The sequence below is a fragment of the Borrelia nietonii YOR genome, from assembly GCF_023035795.1.
GTDB lineage: Bacteria > Spirochaetota > Spirochaetia > Borreliales > Borreliaceae > Borrelia > Borrelia hermsii.
In genome coordinates, this window is the sequence record NZ_CP073148.1 from 621,216 (window position 1) to 641,384 (window position 20,169).

Annotated in this window: 14 protein-coding genes and 1 pseudogene; 9 read left to right on the forward strand and 6 right to left on the reverse strand. The window is 29.4% G+C overall.

From position 1 onward, the window contains the following. Positions 1–3 precede the first annotated feature (3 nt). From argS to bhYOR_RS02985, 3 genes are read right to left on the reverse strand one after another with little or no spacing between them, the layout of a single operon-like run. Positions 4–1,758, reverse strand: a complete 1,755-nt coding sequence (argS, locus tag bhYOR_RS02975; RefSeq protein ID WP_247088199.1) for an arginine--tRNA ligase — start codon at positions 1,756–1,758, stop codon at positions 4–6. Beyond that, positions 1,748–2,341 carry a hypothetical protein gene (locus bhYOR_RS02980; RefSeq protein ID WP_025434096.1) on the reverse strand — a complete coding sequence of 198 codons (594 nt, stop codon included), beginning with the start codon at positions 2,339–2,341 and terminating at the stop codon, positions 1,748–1,750. Before bhYOR_RS02980 ends, argS begins: the two co-directional genes overlap by 11 nt. 15 nt (positions 2,342–2,356) lie before the next feature. Next, positions 2,357–4,573 (reverse strand): methyl-accepting chemotaxis protein, encoded by a 2,217-nt coding sequence (locus bhYOR_RS02985; RefSeq protein WP_025434097.1) that lies wholly within the window; start codon positions 4,571–4,573, stop codon positions 2,357–2,359. Positions 4,574–4,773: 200 nt separating this feature from the next. Here bhYOR_RS02985 and bhYOR_RS02990 point away from each other — a divergent pair, with 200 nt between their 5' ends. Beyond that, the gene (locus bhYOR_RS02990; protein WP_025434098.1) at positions 4,774–6,972 is read left to right on the forward strand and encodes a methyl-accepting chemotaxis protein; all 2,199 of its coding nucleotides are present in this window, start codon (positions 4,774–4,776) and stop codon (positions 6,970–6,972) included. A 1-nt stretch (position 6,973) separates the two neighbouring features. Here bhYOR_RS02990 and murB read toward each other — a convergent pair whose 3' ends face one another. Further along, positions 6,974–7,891: a UDP-N-acetylmuramate dehydrogenase gene (murB, locus tag bhYOR_RS02995; protein ID WP_025399910.1), complete on the reverse strand. Its 918-nt coding sequence runs from the start codon at positions 7,889–7,891 to the stop codon at positions 6,974–6,976. Between the two features lie 200 nt (positions 7,892–8,091). On the opposite strand from murB, the gene bhYOR_RS03000 reads away from it, so the two are divergent. From bhYOR_RS03000 to bhYOR_RS03015, 4 genes are read left to right on the forward strand one after another with little or no spacing between them, the layout of a single operon-like run. Beyond that, positions 8,092–9,537: a cysteine--tRNA ligase gene (locus tag bhYOR_RS03000; RefSeq protein ID WP_025434099.1), complete on the forward strand. Its 1,446-nt coding sequence runs from the start codon at positions 8,092–8,094 to the stop codon at positions 9,535–9,537. Between the two features lie 3 nt (positions 9,538–9,540). After that, the gene (locus tag bhYOR_RS03005) at positions 9,541–11,094 is read left to right on the forward strand and encodes a DNA-binding protein (protein ID WP_025399912.1); all 1,554 of its coding nucleotides are present in this window, start codon (positions 9,541–9,543) and stop codon (positions 11,092–11,094) included. After that, positions 11,084–12,337, forward strand: coding sequence for a serine hydroxymethyltransferase (gene glyA / locus bhYOR_RS03010; RefSeq protein ID WP_025399913.1), 1,254 nt, complete (start codon positions 11,084–11,086; stop codon positions 12,335–12,337). The genes bhYOR_RS03005 and glyA overlap by 11 nt, the downstream gene beginning before the upstream one ends. Positions 12,338–12,363: 26 nt before the next feature. Beyond that, positions 12,364–13,113 carry a J domain-containing protein gene (locus tag bhYOR_RS03015; protein ID WP_025399914.1) on the forward strand — a complete coding sequence of 250 codons (750 nt, stop codon included), beginning with the start codon at positions 12,364–12,366 and terminating at the stop codon, positions 13,111–13,113. 106 nt (positions 13,114–13,219) lie between these two features. Here the strand turns inward: bhYOR_RS03015 and bhYOR_RS03020 are convergent, their stop codons facing one another. Both bhYOR_RS03020 and bhYOR_RS03025 read right to left on the reverse strand, forming a co-directional pair. Further along, positions 13,220–15,016: an integrin-binding adhesin P66 family protein gene (locus bhYOR_RS03020; RefSeq protein WP_025434100.1), complete on the reverse strand. Its 1,797-nt coding sequence runs from the start codon at positions 15,014–15,016 to the stop codon at positions 13,220–13,222. Positions 15,017–15,203: 187 nt separating this feature from the next. After that, positions 15,204–16,706: a lactate permease LctP family transporter gene (locus tag bhYOR_RS03025; RefSeq protein WP_025399916.1), complete on the reverse strand. Its 1,503-nt coding sequence runs from the start codon at positions 16,704–16,706 to the stop codon at positions 15,204–15,206. Positions 16,707–16,785: 79 nt separating this feature from the next. On the opposite strand from bhYOR_RS03025, the pseudogene bhYOR_RS03030 reads away from it, so the two are divergent. The 4 genes and pseudogenes from bhYOR_RS03030 to pepD form a co-directional block, all read left to right on the forward strand. Then, positions 16,786–17,731, forward strand: a pseudogene (locus bhYOR_RS03030) (D-alanyl-D-alanine carboxypeptidase family protein); the annotation flags it as partial. After that, positions 17,731–17,874, forward strand: a complete 144-nt coding sequence (locus bhYOR_RS03035) for a hypothetical protein (protein ID WP_155265589.1) — start codon at positions 17,731–17,733, stop codon at positions 17,872–17,874. The pseudogene bhYOR_RS03030 and the gene bhYOR_RS03035, both read left to right, overlap by 1 nt. A 102-nt stretch (positions 17,875–17,976) precedes the next feature. After that, positions 17,977–18,468, forward strand: coding sequence for a chemotaxis protein CheD (locus bhYOR_RS03040; protein ID WP_025399917.1), 492 nt, complete (start codon positions 17,977–17,979; stop codon positions 18,466–18,468). 238 nt (positions 18,469–18,706) lie between these two features. After that, complete coding sequence (gene pepD, locus bhYOR_RS03045; protein ID WP_025399918.1) at positions 18,707–20,128, forward strand: beta-Ala-His dipeptidase; 1,422 nt, start codon at positions 18,707–18,709, stop codon at positions 20,126–20,128. Positions 20,129–20,169 lie beyond the last annotated feature (41 nt).

A 20,169-nucleotide genomic window follows, 5' to 3' on the forward strand; every position in this document is an offset into this window, starting at 1 on the left:
AATTTACATCTTTTTCATGTAGGGAATGTTAAGTAAGTGCATACAGTTTTTTATTGTTTGTAGAACTGCTTTTGAAAAATCAATTCTTGCATGTGTAAGTTCAGGGTTATTTTTATCTATTATTTTCGTGTCTTGATAGTATGTACTGAAGCTTTTTGCAAGTAAGTAAGAATAGTTGGCTATTACTGAAGGATTACGATCTTTTGAGGCTTTAATTATATATTCTTCAAATTCAGAGATAATTTTAATTATTTCCCATTCGTTTTCATTTACTAAGAGATCAAAATTAATATTTTCGCTAGGTAAGTTTAGTTCATCATATTTTTCAAGTATGCTATTAATTCTTGCGCCTACATATTGAATGTATGGGCCTGAATTTCCAGTAAATGATAAACTTTCTTCTTTATTAAATAATATATCTTTGTGTATTGCAGTTTTGAGTAGATAGTAGTGAATGGCTCCTAATGATATATTTAATGCGATTTTTTGGCAATCTTCTTTGTCTGAATTTCTTTTTTTTATTTCTAGTATAATTGATTCATTTAAATCATGAATTAGATTGTCAGCATCAATTACATTACCTTCTCTTGATTTCATTTTGCCTTCAGGTAGGTTTACCATGCCATATGATAAGTGCACTAGATTGTTTTCTTTTGTAATTCCTAATTTATCTGCAACGTAAAATAAAGTTTTAAAATGATGAATTTGTTCACTTCCAACTACATAAATCATTTCATCGAAATCAAATTCATTTTTTCTAGTTACTATATTCCCTAAATCTTGGGTTAGATAAATGGATGTGCCATTAGCCCTTAAGAGTACTTTCTGTTTAAATTGTTGCTCAGAGATTTCATTTTTTCCTGTAGGTATATCAATACATATGGCACTATCTTCTCTTTTATAGCATAAACCTTCTTCTAATCCTTTAAGTATAATTTCTCGTCCGATCTTAAATATTTCACTCTCAAGATAAATTTTATCGAATGTAATGTTTGTAAGCTTATAAGTTGCTTTGATTCCTTCAATTGCCCATTTATTTAGTTTTTTCCAAAGTTGAACAGTCTCTTCATCCCCTTCTTCCCATTTACATAGCAACTGTTGTATTTCGTTTTCTGCCATTTCATTATCTTTAGCATATTCGTTGTATTTTACATAAAAATCACCGATTAAATGATCCCCCTTTTTCAAGGAAAGTTCAGGGGTTGTATTATTGCCAAATTTTTTGTAAGCAAGCATGGATTTGCAGATATGTGTTCCCCTATCATTTATCAAATTTATTGTTGTTACCTGAGCACCAGAAGCTTTTAGTATTCTTGATAAGCTTTCTCCAATAATATCATTTCTAAGATGTCCTATGTGCAATGGTTTGTTTGTATTTGGTGATGAAAATTCTATTATTATCCTTTTGTTTTTAAGTATATTATTTATTCCATATTTTTCTTTTTGCTCATTTACTTTTTTGATTGTATCTTTAATGTACTCTTTCCTGTTGAATTTTATGTTTAAATAAGGTCCCATTGCTTTGGTTGCATATTTATTTCCAAGCTGTTTAATTATTTCTTCAGTAATTACAGATGTACTGAGCTTTAAGATTTTACTAAATTCAAATATTAGTATTGATAAATCCCCCAGTTCACTTTTTGGAGGTTTTTGCATGATTATATTTATTTCCTCTAATTTAATGTTTTCTCTTAATGCAAGCTCCTTTATTGTTTTGCTAATTTTAGCTTTTAAATCTTTTTTTATTTTACTGTTCATTCTTTTTCCCTTTAATGTTTATCAATATGTTAATTGATAGGAAGATTAAGGATGCTGCTAGAAAAATATTTGAGCTATAAGCTTGAGGTTTTATTATATTACTATCTTTAATGATTGATAATTTAATATTGAAAAGCTGTAAGCTACCAGTATTTAGTATTTCTCTAAATAGTGAAATTATTGCACTTAGTGATATGAATGTTATTATTGGTAATTTGGAGTATTTTAATATGCTTAATGGATCTTTTAAACTTTTAAAAGGTTCATTTTTGTGAAATGAGATTATTATAACTATTAAAATGGGAATTGAAAATCTTAAGTTTTCATAAAGAATAGGAGTTACGTAGTACATAAATAGGTAAGTTAAACTGGTAACAATTCCTATTGTTAATAGGTAGATTATTAATATTTGCTTTCTTAATCCTATTTGTTTAATGATCATTGCTGGAAGTAAAATACATAGTGAAATCCAAATTGATATTATGGTTCCTTCTAAGAAATTTTTTGTATAGGCAAAAATTGGAAATAGCATTAGGGATGTTTTTAAATATTTGTCTGTTATGTGAAATGTTTTATTATGCATAAGATTTACCTTTAGCTATTTTGTTTTAAATTGATTTGTATCTGTATTGATTTCTGTAATATGGTTTGAATTTGTTGTTCCAAAAGTTTTAATGCTTTCAACTGCTTCTATTAATTTTTTAATTTCTTCTTTTAGTCCCTTCATTGAATTTGAAACAGTGACATTAATTTCTTCTAAAACAGAAACTGCATTAATTATCTCTTTATTGCCTCTGAACATTTCATTTGAGCCTATTTTTACCTCATATGTTATTTCTCTCATTGTGTTTAAAGCTTTTAAAATTTCTTGGCTACCAATTGATTGTTCTTGCATAGTATGATTGATTTCTTCTATGACTTGAACTACTAGGTTGATTGAGTTGAATATCTGATTGAAGGCTTTATTTGTTAATTCTGATGTTTTTACTGTATGGTTGATTGAATCCATTATTTCATTTATTGATGCTGCAACTGATTCTGATTGTGAAGTAACTTGTTCTGCAAGGTCTTTGATCTCTTCTGCAACGATTGCAAAACCTTTTCCAGCTTCCCCAGCATGAGATGCTTCGATGGCAGCATTCATTGATAGTAAGTTGGTTTGACTTGCAATAGATGATATTAATGCATTAGCTTCTTGCAGTCTAGTTGAATTTTTGTAAATATCTTTAATTTGCATGATAATTTCTTCTTGCTTTTTTCTACCATCATCGGAAAACATTTTAAGTTCTTCTGTACTTTTTGCAGCTTTTTGTGTTATTTCTGTGACTGATTGTATGCTTCCTATCATCTCTTCAATAGCTGAGGATGATTCTTCAACACTTGCAGCTTGAGTTTCAATTGAATTGTCAAGTGATGCAATATTTTTAGATAAGTTTTCTATTGTATTTGTTGTATTTGAAATAAATTCAACTTGTTTTTCTATTTCTCCTTGTGTTTTTTCTATATACTTATTTGAGTTTGTTATTGTATCGTAGGCTTTATTTATTTCATTAAAGAGTAGGTCACCATTGTCTTTCAATAATTTTACTCTGCCTTGTAGTGAGTTTATTACGTTTTTTAAGTTCTCAATGAAATGACCGAAATAATTTATTGTGTCACTTATTGAGTCTTTTCCTTTTGATTCAATCTTGATTGTTAGATCGCCTTCTTTGACTTTTGGAATGATCTGATTAAGCTTTTCTATTTTTGATATGATTAATTTCCTAATTGTGATTATCATGATTAATATAAATATTATTACGAGTAATATTATTATTGATATTGACATCAATTTGATGTTATTAAGTTCATTTGAAAATATATTATTATAGTTCATTTGTATTGCTAAATACCAAGATGAAGATGTAAGTCTTGTTATAGAGATTATGTTGTTGTTGTAGCTAGTATTATAATTATTTTTTCTCTTAGCTATTGCATTGAGTAATGGGGTTGTTATTTTTGTATTATTTTCAAATAGACTATTTATGGATAATTTTATAGGTTTAAGTGTTTCTTCGTTTTGTTCACCAAAAATATCCCCTTGACTGTTGATTGCATATATCTTGAAGTAATGGTAGCTTTTGTGTTGGTTTCCTTTTTCTAATAAAGATCTCTCCAAAAGCATAAATATATTTCTTCTCAGTTGTTTTATTTGTTCTAGTATGTCTGCATATAAAACAATGTATCCATCATGATTTATTATCATATCTTTTTCTGACTTTATGTTTTCATTACTTGTATTATGCAAATCGTTTTGATCTGGTTGAGGAATCTTGTAAAGCATTGGTATATAGGATTTATTATTTATTATTGTTAAATCTTGATTTAATGTAAGTGTATGGTAGTTATCTGTATTATGACCCGTTTTCATTTCTTGTAAGTTTATGTTGGTATTTAGTCTTCTCTCATCGCTTGAATACAATATTTTTCCATTTTTATTTGTGTATTCTATTATCTTTATATAAGATGGAAATAAACTTAATTGGTCTATGGATATTACATTTTTTACATGTTCACTTTTTTGTGTGCCTAGATGTTGATTATAATTCTTAACAAAGTCATCAATAGCGATTAACATATTTCTTGTATCCCTAGAGAAGCTTTTTATTATGATGTTATTGACAAATTTTGTAAAGCTTTGAAGTTCTTTTGTTATTATTTTCCTGTACCCGTGATCTAATAATATGAAAATGGTCATGGCAATAATTATTGTATAAATTACAATAACAATATTAAATTTATAAAAGAGAGTGGAACTAGAATGATTTCTTTTCACTTGAAGCCTCACAAAACTTTTTACAAAATATCATAACTAACTAGTATTATATACATTTTATTATATAATTATATACATATATTGAAATAATAAAATGTATATTTTATTGAATATTTATTGATTATTCATATGATATTATATTACTTTAATACAGCTTAAAAACTTTGTTTTTATGGGTTTAATTTTGGAGATTTTTTTTTATGAATGAGGATTTGGTAAATGTTAAATTAAAAAATATGAGGTTTTCTCTCTATCTCATACTTTTTATTTTTATTTGCTTTGGTTTATTATTTTTAGGGCAAGCTTATTTAACCTATAAAAATAGGTCTTTGGAGCGTGTTGAGTCTGATTTTAAACTCTTTTCAAAGAATGTGGCTTTTCAGGTAAAAAACAAATATAATGGTGCTGTTGGTGTTTTAAAAAATCTTATTGCAAATAATAATGTTGTAAATGTTTTACGTAATGTTTCAAATACTTTTATTGCAAGTGTTGACTTGCGATTCATAGATTTAAGTACAAGCATTGCTTTATTTTTAAGCTCTAAGGGATTTAATGAGGTAAGCAAGGTTTTTCAGCATGTACCCCTTGAAGAGAATTCTTTAGAAGGAATTTTCTACATTCCTGTTGGGCAAAATGTTTTGATTTCAAATAAAAATTTTTCGTTCTTAGGTATAAATAACATTATTGAAAATCCTATTTACTTGGTTCCTGCAAAGAAACGTGTTTCGTATTATTCAAGTTATAAGAGAGTAAAAAATAGGCTCTATTCTGTTGTAAGTATGCCGGTTATGGATGATGATGCTGCGGTATTGGGCGTGATCTGTTTTTTTGTTTGTTTTGATAATTTATTTATTGATATTGCAAATCAATTTAATTCTTATCTTAAGTCTAGCAATAAGCATTATGAATTTTTTGTGGTTGATAAGCAGCTTAATCCTTTGTTTTTAAGTCTTAATGACTTAAATATTAATAATTTTGCAGAAAACTATGCAAATAGTGTGTTAAGTAAGGTTATGGATCTTATTAAGGAGAGTCCTAATATTTCCAAGAATATTTTAAAATATAAGACCTCTTCTTATTTTTTAAGTACTGATCAGATTGATGGGAATGGAGTTCAAGGTATTATTTTGAATATGAATTATCTTCCTCTTAGATTCCAATCAAATGCAATATTTTTCTTAGGGTTTATATTTTTTGTTTATCTGATTATATTTTATCTTTATAATAAATTTATTTTACCCTTTATTAGAGATTTTGGGATGCTGATTACGTATAAAAAGGAAAGAGAGGATATCCTGAATCTTGAGTCTGTTTTAGAAGTTAAATATAAATCTTTTATTTTTTCTTACATTAGTGCTGAATTTGATAGTTTTTTTTCAAAAACTACTAATATTAACAATAGCATTAAGGCTTATGTACAGGAATTGAGGAAGTGTTTAGCTGAGATAAGCATACCCGCAGAAAGCATAGATGAAATGCATAATAGTCTTGCTACTTACGATAGAATGGGAGATGCGTTTTCTAAGTTTGAGAAATCAATTATGAATATTTTAAAGGATTTTGAGTTAATATCTAATCCAATTAGTGAGCATAGTAAAAATATAATGGATATTGCTACTAGATTTGAAGAGAATGCTAATGTTTTTTATGGAATAGATAAGAATTTAGAGGTTTTTAGTAAAGTTGTTGCATCAAATTCTGCAAGTATTGATGATGTAAAGAATAGGGTTGTTGAATTGAATGCTATTTTTGAGAATATTAATAAGAATTTTTCTGAACTTTTATCTCAAACTAATAATCTTCAGAGTGCAAATAAGCTTTTAGTGTTAATATCGGCTCAGACTAATATGCTTGCAATGAACGCAGCAATTGAAGCTGCTAAGGCTGGAGATGCTGGTAAGAGTTTTGCTGTTGTTGCAGAGGAGATTAGAAAACTTGCTATTAATTCTGGAAAGTATTCGACAACTATTAAGGATGAGCTTAAAATGGTTAATAATATCATTTCAGTTATAAGTTCAGAGATTGATGCTATTTATAAGGATTTTATTGACATTCAGGATAATATTAATAATAACTCTGTGCAGCATGAGAGAATTAATGTTACCCTTGCTAAACATGTAAAGGAGATTGGAGAATTTAAAGATAAGTATTTGTCTCATGATATTAAGATTAAAGATACTAAGAACATGTGCAAGGAGATATTTAATAGTTACTTTGTTATTAGTGGGAAGTTTAATAATTTAAATAATGATTTAAGTGAATTTGAGGTTTCTAAGATGAGTTTAGATGCATTAGAGTCTTTACGTGAACATATATCTTTGGTTGATAAGTGTAGAGACAAAATTGCTAATATGAAAGATATTGTTGAAAATATTAATCATGAATTTTGGGGTATATAATTTAATTTTTGTCGTTAAATCCGATATAGAGCACTTCTTCTTCAAGCAAAAATCCTGTTTTTATTTTAACTTCAGTTTTTACCCTTTCAATTAGGGTTTTAATATCTTTAGAGCTGGCATTATTACTATTGATAATAAAATTACCGTGGTAATGTGATATCGCTGCTCCCCCAATTTTTAGTCCTTTTAAGTGGCATTCTTCAATTATTTGCCCAGTAGGTTTTAAAAATTGTTTATTATTTTTAAATGTACTTCCGCTGCTTGGAAAGAGGTAATGTCCTTTATCTATTCTATTTTGCTTATTTTGTTTCATAATCCCTTCAATATTTTTTTTATTGCCCTTTGTTAGGTTTAGGGTTGCTTTTAGTATTACAGTATTTTTGTTTTGAAAAGGGGAAATTTTGTATGAAAATTCACTTCTTTCAAATTTTTTGCAGATAGTTTTTCCATGCTCATCAATAAAAACAACTTGATCTAATATTTCAGAAATTTCGTTTCCAAAACACCTGGCATTCATCCAAATTGCACCTCCAAGTGTTCCAGGAATTCCGTATATGAATTCTAATCCGCTTAATTCATTTTGTAATGCAAAATTACATAAATCGTCAAAATTGGTTCCAGATTCAGCAATAATTTGATTGTCTTGAAGTTCCATTTTATTTAAGTGTCCAGTGTATATTATAGGAAAATCAATTTCCCCCCCATCGTTTATTAGCAGATTGGAGCCCCCTCCTAAAATAAATATTTTGATTTTTTCTTCTATTGCTATTTTAAAAATATGTTCTGTATCTTCGATTGTTTTGGGCGCTAAGAATAATTTGGAAATTCCCCCTATTTTATAGGTTGTATAGTTTGCAAGATTTTCTGTTTTAGGTTTAATGTTAATTTTTCTAAGGAAATTATTTATGTTTTTTGACATATTTTTTAATTTTATATTGAATTATTACTTTTTTCAAATTTGAAGTAACCTTTTAGGTGTGATTTGGGTTTAGTTGTTACTAAATTTGTCAAATTGTTTTAAATATAATAAACTGTATAGTAAGTTATGTAGAGATTATGTTAATCGTAATTTATTTTAGTATTTTTGATCTCTAGAATTAATTTTTTTTTACGGGATGTATGCTTCTTAAGTTATATAATACAAAAACAAAAAGTTTATCTGAAGTAAAAAATTTTACTGATATTAAGGTTTACGCTTGTGGTCCTACTGTTTATAATTATGCCCATATAGGTAATCTTAGAACATATATTTTTGAAGATCTGCTTATTAAATCCTTAAGGTTGCTAAAATATAATGTTAATTATGCAATGAATATTACTGATATTGGTCATTTAACAGGTGATTTTGATGAGGGAGAAGACAAGGTAGTTAAAGCTGCAAGAGAGAGAGGACTTACGGTTTATGAAATTAGCAGATTTTTTACAGAAGCTTTTTTTGATGATTGTGCTAAATTAAATATAGTTCGTCCCGGTAAAGTGCTTGTTGCAAGTGAGTATATTGCTAGCATGATAAAAGTGGTTAAAGTTCTTGAGCAAAATGGATTTACTTATTTTGTTAATGGTAATGTTTATTTTGATACGTCTCGTTTTAAGAATTATGGACAGATGGCTGGCATTAATCTAAATAATTTTGGGTGTTCTTCTGTTTCTAGAGTTGAGATAGACCTTTCAAAAAAGAATAAATCAGATTTTGTTTTGTGGTTTACAAATTCAAAATTTAAAGATCAGGAAATGAAATGGGATTCACCTTGGGGATTTGGTTATCCAAGTTGGCATTTGGAATGTGCGGCAATGAATTTAGATTATTTTAAGAGTACCCTTGATATTCATTTGGGGGGAGTTGATCATATTGGAGTCCATCACATAAATGAAATAGCAATAGCGGAATGTTACTTAAATAAAATGTGGTGCGACCTGTTTGTTCATGGTGAATTTTTGATTATGGAAGATGAGAAAATGTCAAAGTCAAATAATAATTTTATTACCATTAAAGACTTAGAATCTGATGGATTTTCACCTTTAGATTTTAGATATTTTTGTTTAACCGCACATTATAGAACCCAACTTAAGTTTACGTTTAGTAATCTGAGAGCTTGCAAGGTAGCTAGAGAAAATATGCTTAATAAATTGACGTTTCTTTATTCTTCATTAAGTCAATTTGACATGGCATTACTTAATGAGAATTGTGATAATATTGAGTCTGTTTCAGAGAATAAATATTATAATAATTTTTTGGAAAAAATAGCTTTTGATCTAAGTATTCCTCAGGCATTAGCTTTGCTATGGGATATTTTTAAGTATGATGATTTAAGTGCTTTTTTAAAACTTCTCCTTGCATTTAAATTTGATGAAGTTTTATCTCTTGGTTTAAAGGAAGGGGTGCTTAAAGAGATTGAGAGGGATAGGGTCAATATTGATGATACTATGCATTCTTTGATTGAAGAGAGACGGCTTGCCAAGTTAAGAAAAGACTTTAAGCGTGCTGATGAGATTAGAGAATATTTTCGTTCCAAGGGTTTTGTGTTAATTGATACTGAAGAGGGGACTAAGGTTAAAAGAGGGTAGTTTTTGGCAGTATTTTTTAAGAGTCAGTCTATTATTTTAAGTTTAATTTTTTTAATTTTTTTAATTTTATTTATTTTTTCTGGATTTTTATTTTATCTAAAGCCTGTAATTTATGAAATATTACCGATGCCTGCTTCGCATGAAAATGTAATTGTCATTAAAGGACGTAATTTAGGTGATAAAATTGGAGAGGTTAATATTAATGATCATTATTTAACTAAAAGTAGTATTATTAGTTGGAGCAATAAGAAGATAGTTTTTAGAATTACAGATGAAATCTCTTCAGGTCTTGTTTTTGTAAAGAGCGAGGAAGGAATTAGTAATGAACTTTTTCTTGTAATTAGTAGACAAGTTCCAATTAAACTTGAGGAAGAAAACAAACCTTTTATTTTTGCTACTGAGGATTTGGTTTTAATGACAAATGTTCCTGTTACATTAAGAGGAAGAAATTTAATATCAGATTTTGCTGTTGTTGAAATATTTATTCAAACAAAATATGAACTTTATAAAATCCTTTCCAAAGATATATTGACATTGAGTCGAGAGGAAATAGAATTTATTCCGCCAAAGACTTTGCATATTGATGGTGAGATTTTTTTACTAGTTGACGGAATTGAAAGTAATAGGATTCCTTTTAATTTTAATAAAAATTTTTTTATGTGGAATTTAAAGAGAAGTAGAAAGTTTAAAATATCTCATGAAATTTATTTTGTTCAGGCTAATGGCGAGGATCTTAGTTCGACATCAGATGACATTAATTTTAATGTTTTTTATTTAAGTCCAATTGAAAATGAAAGACAAAAAATTAAATTTTCAGATAATAATGGAAGTGTATTGGATTTAGATAATTTATTTTTTAAAAGTTTAAAGTCCAATACATATAATTTAAAATTTGAAGTTGAGACTTATAAATTGGATTTGGATATTTTTGATAGAGAGGCTTTAAAGCGTATTAAGGTAAATACGGATAGTAATATGTATGAATTTAAAACTTATGTTTTAAATAAGAGGGATCGTTATTTATCTTATGATTCACTTGATTTAAGTTCAATTAACTTGAATATAAATAAGAAAGATTCAGCTTATGAATTGGCAAAATCTATTATTGATGCTTTAATTTTGCATTTTACGGTTATAGATAATGATTTAACTTTGGATGAGTCTATTAAAATGAGAGAGATTTCAGCTGATAATTTGATCTTGCTTACGAATTTGTTGTTTTTACGAAACAATATACCTTTAAGAAACGCGGTTGGATTTTATTTTGATTCTAAGTCTTCTAATCTTAAGAAACATATTTGGTGTGAATTTTTTTTAGAGCAAGTTGGATTTATTTATTTTGATATAGTAAATGCAGTATTATTTAGAGATAGTTCTAATTATTTTTTGAATATGTCAGATAATTATATTCATTATGGGTATAAGGAGGATTATGATGATGACTTATTGACCGATGAATATTTTGATTTAGTGTTGTTTAAATATAAAAGCTTGACAAATAGTAATTATTCTTTGAATTATAGGATTACTTTGGAGGAAAATATTAATGATAGATAGCATTTTGTTTGATTTAATTGAAAGGGAGGCTGCAAGAGAGAGAGAAAATATTGAATTAATTGCTTCAGAAAATTTTGTCTCATCAGATGTAAGAAGGGCTGTTGGAAGTATTTTGACTAATAAATATGCTGAGGGTTATCCTTCGAAGAGATATTATGGTGGATGCTTTGTTGTTGATGATATTGAAAGTTTGGCTATATCACGGGCAAGAGAGCTTTTTGGTGCAAATTATGCCAATGTTCAACCTCATAGTGGTTCTCAAGCTAATATGGCTGCTATAATGGCACTTATTAAGCCTGGGGATAGAATTCTTGGAATGGAGTTATCTCATGGCGGTCATTTAACTCATGGTAGTAAGGTTAGTTTTTCTGGGATGCTTTTTGATGCATATTCTTATGGAGTGTCAAGGGAGTCTGAGATGATTGATTATGATGATGTTAGAAAAATAGCTAAAGAATGTAGACCAAATTTAATAATTGCTGGTGCTTCTTCTTATTCAAGGGAAATTGATTTTAAAAAATTTCGTGAGATAGCAGATGAAGTTTCAGCTTATCTTTTGTGTGATGTTGCTCATACAGCAGGTCTTATTGCTACAGGTTTTCATAATTCTCCTATTGATGTTGCACATTTAACTACAAGTACTACTCATAAGACTTTAAGAGGGCCTAGAGGAGGATTAATTCTTGCAGGTAGGGAATCTAGTATAATAGTAAATTATAATAATAAAGAGAGAAAACTGGAAGATGCTGTTAATTCTTGTGTTTTCCCAGGAACCCAGGGTGGGCCTTTAATGCATGTTATTGCAGGTAAAGCAGTGGCTTTTAGAGAAGCTTTGATGGAGGATTTTAAGGATTATATTTCTAGGGTTATAAATAATACCAAAGCTATGGCTGAGTGTTTTATTTCAGAAGGTTTTAGGATAGTTAGTGGTGGAACGGATAATCATTTATTTTTAGTTGATCTTGGTGTTTTAGGTATCACAGGAGTTGATGCTGAGAAGGTTCTTGAAAGCGTAAACATTACTCTTAATAAGAATGCAATTCCTTTTGATTCAAAGAATCCTTCTGTAACTTCTGGTATTCGAATTGGTGCTGCTGCTATTACTTCAAGGGGTTTAAATAGAGATGATTCTATTAGAGTTGCTCATTTCATTATTAGGGCTTTAAAGACTAAATCTGCAGATGAGCTTAAAAAAATAAAACGAGAAGTCATAGAATTTATTAGTAGTTTCGATATGCCTTGATTTTGATTTACAGGTTGTTTATTTAGGTGTCTAATTTGTTTCAAATTTTCTTGTTGTTATTGCCATTTATTTTAATTTTTAGTCCCTTCCTTTTAAGTATGTTTTTCATATTTTTTATTTTTTTTATAATCTCCAGCATTTTAGGTGGGTTTAGGATATACACAACAAGAGATTACTCTTATTCTAAATCAAGGGAATTTGAATTTTATAAATTGTCTTTTTTACTAATGGCCAAGTTGATTTCTATTTTGGGGTCAATGACTGGTGAGCAATTAAATTATATTAATTTTATAATTAGTTCGTTAAATTTATCCGAGAAACATAAGACAGAACTTTATAATATATTTCATTTTTCTGTTACTCAGAACAGAAATGCAGACAAAATATTATATACGCTGAAGCTTGGATACTTTCAGCATAAAGATCTTTTTGTATGGCTTGTCTCAGCTCTTAAAGAGATTAATAATTTAGCTAGATATGGAAACTTGGAAGGGGATAAATTTATTCGATATGTTAGTTCGTTTCTTGAACTTGATTTTGAAAGTTATGATGCTTATAAAAATATTAATATAGAGATTGTTAATCCTTATGAAGTATTGGGTTTAAAGTATAATGCTAGTGATGATGACATAAAGAAGGCTTATAAAAAGTTGGTCATACAATACCATCCGGATAGATTTGCAAATGAACCTATTAAACAAAGAGAGGCTAATGAAAAATTTATTAAAATTCAAGATGCTTATGAAAAGATTTGCAAAGAACGAAATTTAAAATAGTAATGTCACTCTTTGCATTTAACCCATACATAGTATTTTATATTTTAAATAAATTTGATAGACTGTTTAAAGAGTAGATTTCTACTCTTTAAACGATTTTTTTTATTTATTCATTCAAGTTTATTTTAAGTTGTAAGAAGACACTTCCCTTTTGATCTTTTTTTGCGAAAAGATCGTTTGAGTCCCATCCAAGTGATATTGAGGTTAATTTGATGAATTTGTCTAGCTCTAATCCAGCTTTTAAATATAGGCTTTTATCTGAACCTTTAAGTGATCCTAAAAAATGAGTACCTACATATGGAATTATATATGTATTTTGTGATACAGATTCAACAGGTATTGCGTAATCGATGTATAAAGCACCTCCAATCTTGGTCGCATCAGCAAATGAAACCGATTGATTATTGGTAGTAGTAGCATTAGCAGTATTGGGTGTGAGAATGGTTATTATATCATCTGATTGAGGTCGTTCTTTTAATAGCTCATAAACCCCAATTGAGGCTATCCATCCAAGACCAGGAATAATGCCTTTTTTGTTATCTTCATAAGTTGAAATCTCAGCATTGAAGGTTTTAAATGTTTTTGCAGCGATTTCCTGTATTATGTTGTTTGAAGATGTAGGCTTATATAAATTTTGTCCGTAGGTAATTCCAATTCCAATTCCAGATTTTTTGTTTTGTGTGCCAAATATTCTTTTACTGTAGGAGCTACCTCCATTAATTGACCATGATTCTTTCTCACCTTCATCTGTATTCCAAGCTAAACCGATACCAGTTCCTATGGAAAATGCAAAATTAGTGGTTCTTTTTGTATCAAATTGAAGTTTATTCCCTTTTGGATCGAATTGAGACTTGTCATCTGTATTTGCTTTTTTGGAGATGTGTCCAAGTATAGAGAAATCGCTTGCAAATGGATCTATGCCTAAATCAGAGCCTGTTTGTAATAAGAGGTAAGTATTTCTGTTATTGATTTTTGTAAGACCAAGTTTGTAAGTAAATCCGATAGAGGTCATAATAGATGCATTTGATAAAGTTGGGCTAACTAGATCTGAGTCAATAGCTGTGTCTTTAAGTCCATATGTTATTGATGAATGATTAAATATTGAGTTTCCGATTGCTCCTGAGATTCCAAAGTTTAATTCAAATGGAGTTTCTGCAATGACATTTGAGCCGTATTGTTCTAGTTCATTTTTTATTGGCTTCCATTTTACCTGAGTTCCATAAAGCATACCTCGATAGGTATCGTTGTAAGGAGTTTCTTCTTTTTTCTTTTTATCATCCGCTGAATCGTTAGCATTTTTTTGATGGTTTCTGTTACCTGTTCCTGTTGCTCCAATTGCAAGCACAAGTTCTAATTGTGGAAGAGTGTATCCAAACTGAAGTGTGCCTATTTTTTTTGCTGTACCTTTTGCAAGAATTGTTCTTCTTGTGGCGCTGTTATTGCTTGGGAAACCGTAATATTTACTTTGAATGCTAGTCATTGGCGCGAAACTAAATAATGATTCTTGATTAAAATCAAAATTAGTCATTGATTCCATTTTAAGATAGAAATCATACATGTTTATTTTTGCTGTAATATTTCCTACATTAATTTTAAGTATGGCATCCTTTTTTCCTTGAGCTTTTATAAACAAATCCTCTATTTTAATGTAAGCTGAGAAAGGATCATCCTTGCCTACTTCTTTATTTTTTTCAAATGGTGTAAATTTAAATCCTATCTGGCTTTTATTTTCCAAACCAGGAATGAGTTCATCCATATCAAACCTAAATTCACTGCTGTTTTCGAATGTGAATTTAGGACTCCATGGGTTTGATTTAGATGTATCTGTATTTAAATCGTCTGCAAAAACCGTGGTAGTGCTTAGCAGTATTATAAAGACATATAATATGATCATTTTTTTCATTTTCATATCTCCTTTGTTGTAAGATTTAGGGCTTCGTTAGAAGTTTTAAATAATATGTATTTTTTGTCTTTGGGTATTCATGATATTAATTCTTAGATAAAAATTCAAGTGTTAGTATGGTTTATATTGATTTTTAATAAATAAGACTAACAAAATAACTATGTTAGTCTTATTTATTAGATTTTATTTATAATAAAAAGTGAACTAAAATGCCTGATATGAAAATATAACCAAGAGCATACGATATGGTTTTTGATAATAATTTTCCTTCTTGCCCAATAAGTCCTGCGGTTGTTGTTGCTATTGTAATATTTTGAGGTGAGATCATTTTGCCCCCTGTTGCTCCTGTTGTGTTTGCGGCTGAAAGCCAGTAAGGATTAACATCAATATTTGCTGCAATTTGTGTTTGCAAGGGTCCAAATAGAACATTTGAAACGGTATCACTTCCTGTTAAAAAAGTGCCCAGAGCTCCAATTAATGGACTAAATAATGGGTATGATGTATTTGTCAGTGTTGATATGCCATCTGCAAGGTCTTTTATCATGCCGCTATGTGTCATTAATCTTGATATTGATACTATGCAAATAATTACAAAAGAAGATAATGCCATTTTTTTTATTGTAAGTGCGAATGTTTTTAGTTGTTCAACTATAGAAACGCCTCTGATTGAGTAAGACACTACTGTTGCAAGAATAATTAGGGGGCCTGGTGAGGTTAGCCATTTAAATTGTAGTGGATTTGCACCTGGATAAATTGAAAGAGTAGTTTTAAAGTTTGATAGATATTTATTTATTCCATAGAAGAGTGGTGAAACAATTATTATGAGTGAAACTATCAAAATGTAAGGCAAGCATGCAAGAAAGCCTTGCATTGCTGATACTTTTATGTTGTTATTAGTTGTACCTTTTTTGTCAAAAAGCTTTGCATAAATTATTGTTATTGCCATTGCGGGTATGCTTCCAAGTATTGCGGGAAGCTCTGGGCCTAAGGTTTTTGAAACATAAACTTGAGAAATTGCTATTGATGCTCCTGAGAGTAGTGTAAGGATAAACATTCCCCCCTTAAGAGCTTTGATCCCTCCCCCTACAAGCATAACTAGTATAAATGGTATAATAAGAGTTGGCAGTATTAGTTGTAAAGATATATCATATGATAACCTCATAACATCTAATCCTGTTGCTTGGGCTAGAGATATTATAGGGATTCCTACTGAGCCATAGGCAGTTGAAGATGTATCCATGATTAAACATAGAAGACAGGCAAAGAATGGTTCAAATCCCATTGCTATTAGTATTGATACGGGAATTGCTACGGCAGTTCCGTATCCCGCAACTCCTTCTAAGAAATTACCAAATCCCCATGCTACAAGTAAAACTATTATTCGTTTGTCAGAGGATACATTTGATAACATGGTTTTTATAATTTTCATGTCATTTTGCCTTTCAGCCATTTTATATGTGAAGATAGCAGCTATTATTACAATAATTATAGGCCATATTCCCATTATTGTTCCCTCAAATATTGCAAGACTCGTATTAGCTATTCCTAGATTCTTATCAAGTAGGACTATTGTCATGGTGACTATTAAGCATATTGGTATCACATAGTATGCTGGTTTTTTTATTATCCCAAGTCCAATGATTATTAGCATAATTGGTACTAAGGCTTTAATGAAATCATAAAAATTCATAATAAGATATGCACTCCTTTTTAGATTTACCATTTAATTTTATAACAAATTTTTATATAATAACACATAATGTTGCTTTATGAGAATTATCTTTACTATTCCAAGCTTTTTAATTTTATTTAGTGTATTTGGTAAGCTTTTTTCAATTGATTTATTTGAGATTGAGAGAGTAACTCAAGATGCTAAATCAGTTGTTTTGATTGATTATGATACTAAACGTATTTTTTATGCCAAAAATCCAAATTTAATTTTTCCACCAGCATCGCTTACTAAGCTCGTTACTATTTATACTGCTTTAGTTGAGGCAAGGAAAAAAAATATAGATTTGAAGACTATTGTTCCTATTAGCAGTGCCGCATCGTATTATAATTTGCCTTTAGGTTCTTCATTAATGTTTTTAGAAGAGGGTCATAAGGTGAATTTTGAGGAGTTGCTTAAAGGTCTTGTGATTTCTTCAGGTAATGATGCTGCTATTGCAATTGCTGAATTTATAGTTGGGAAGAATTTAATCAATTTTGTTAATTTAATGAATATTAATGTTTTAAACTTGGGACTTGCAAATATGAATTTTGTTGATACATCGGGTTATTGCAATGGTAATCAGATCACAGCATTAGAAATGGCATTATTTGCAAGAGCCTACATAGAAGAATTTGAATTTATGCTCGATATACATTCTCTTAGAGATTTTATTTATCCAAGGTCTGAAAATTTAGGCAGTACTTCTTCTTCAAAGATGTTAAATTTAAAACAAGAGAATAGAAATGTTTTAATATTTAATTATCCTTATGCTGATGGATTAAAAACCGGTTATATTAAGACATCTGGTTTAAATTTAGTTGCTACAGCCAAAAAAGATGATATAAGATTAATAGCGGTTGTCTTGGGAGTTAATAAGGGAATTAATAGTGTTGGAGAGAAAAAGCGTGCCTTCATTGCACAGAAATTATTTGAATATGGCTTTAGTAATTATTCTCGATTTCCTTTTCATTGGTAAAATTAGAAAAAAGATCTATAATGGGACATGATAAATATTTCTTTTAAAAACTTTTTAATATCTTTTTTTGAAGAAATACAGTTTAAGGTAGTAGAGTCTAGTATAAAAGCATTAATTGCCCCACTTAAAAATAATGAGGTAGTGGGAATATTAATTTTTGGATACTTTTAACTTAGAGGTGCTAAATTGATTTGTTTGGTTTCGTTTAAGAGTTATAAATTTTAATAGCATTTATGGATGTTTATAAAAAATTTTAAGAGAGTAATTGGTTTTATGTTAAATCATTTTAATTTTAAATTAAAGAGAGATGTTACAATAATAGTGCCAGGTGAAGCTTTTGTGTCGAATGATAGGGTTATCTCTACAATACTTGGTTCTTGTGTTTCTGTTGTACTTTATGATGAGCTGCTTAAGCTTATAGGAGTAAATCATTATGTGTTAGTTAAATCTGATTCAGTGATAAATGCTGCACAGAAAGGTAGGTATGGAGTTTATGCTATTCCTATGTTAATTGATGCTATGCTAGAGAGTGGTGCATCAAAAAGTAATCTTAGAGCCAAACTTTTTGGAGGTGCTAATTTTATGGCCAAAGCGACAATAAGGGTGGGCATTGAGAATTCAGAGTTTGCCGTTAATTCGTTAGCCAAATATGGTATTCCGGTTGTGGCTTGCGATTTTGATCAGTCTAAATCCAGAAAGATTTTTGTTTTTCCTGAGAATTTTAGGGTTGTTGTGGAATATCCAGATGGTGCTAAAGTTTTCTAACTTGCCTTAAATTAATTTAGGATTCATGAGTTTCAGTGTGTGATTGTTATTGATGATGGGATTTTTAATAGTTGCAGGTGCTAGATGTAGGAAGACCAGGTTTACTTAGGTGGTTTATTTGCACAAATTTGAAATTTTAAAATAGTGTATGTTTTAGGTCAATTTTTGAAATATGCTATGATAGCATGTAATAAATATATTTAATCTTAAATAGGTTAGGTTTTATTAGGGGATAAAGATGGAAAATGTTGTAATTCGTTATTTTAAGCAAATAACTCAAATTCCTAGATGTTCAAAAAATTTAAAAGGTATTAGTAATTTTATTAAGGAAGAAGCTAAAAAATTTGGATATTCCTTTAAGGAAGATAGTATCGGTAATATTGTAGTTGTGGTTAAGGCTAATGGCTGTAGCAATATGTTGCCCATTATTTTGCAAGCCCATACAGATATGGTTTGTGAAAAAAATGAATCTGTTATGCATGATTTTGAAAAAGATCCGATCAATGTCATTGAAGATAATGGATATTTCCGTGCATCAGGTACTACTCTTGGTGCTGATGATGGGATTGGGGTTGCTATGATGCTTGCTATTATGAGTGAGTCTTTGACTTTTAAACATCCTGATTTGGAACTTCTTTTTACTGTTGATGAGGAAATAGGACTAATAGGTGCTATTGGACTTGACTCTAATTTATGTGGTGGGAAGATGTTAATTAATCTTGATGGAGAAGAAGAGGGTTATTTTTTAGTTGGTTGTGCTGGTTCTCGACTTGTTCACATTAACTTTGAACCGCAATATAGGGAAAGTAGAAAAAAAACAGGTGTTGAGATTTTTTTTACAGGTCTTAAGGGAGGCCATTCTGGTGCTGATATTCATGTTGATTTAGCAAATTCTTTGAAATTGATGTTTTTTGCTTTAAATCTCCTTAGAGCAAGCATGGAATTTGAGATTGGATATATATTTGGTGGGGACAAAAGTAATGCAATTCCTAGAGAGGCAAAGGCATTAATATTAATTGAAGCTGAGCATTATGTTTTATTGGAGAGAGAATTAAAGTCATTTAAGCGTCATGCACAAGAGATGTATACTTTTGATTCTGATTTTGAAATTCTTTTAAGGAGAGTAAATTTTACCGGTAATGTTTTGGATGATATGTCTCAAGATAAGCTTTTAAATATGGGCATGGCATTTTTGCATGGGGTTCAAAAGGTTGAGAATTATGATGAAAAACTTATTAGAACGTCTCTAAATTTTGCCAGTCTTTTAAAGGTTGGTAATGAGTATCAGTTTGTATTTACAATAAGATCTTTGTTAGATATTGAAAAGGAATATATCTTTAATCATTTAAAGGCTATTAGTGATCTCTCTGGTGCTAATTTGAAAATAGTTTATGATTATTCTTCTTGGAAGCCAGCTGAGAATAGTAAACTTTTAAACCATCTTAAGAATGTGTATAAAGATATGTATTTAAAAGAGGCTAAAACTGTAGTGATTCATGCTGGTCTTGAGACTGGAATAATATCTGCAAAATTTGGAGGAATAGATTCAGTTACAATTGGACCTTGGATTAAGTCTCCTCATACACCAAGGGAACGGGTTGATATTGCTTCAACTATTAGAGTTTATAATTTCTTGAAGAAGAGTTTAGAGACTTTATAAATTTTGTGTTTTATATTGCTTGATTTTAAGTATATGTTTTA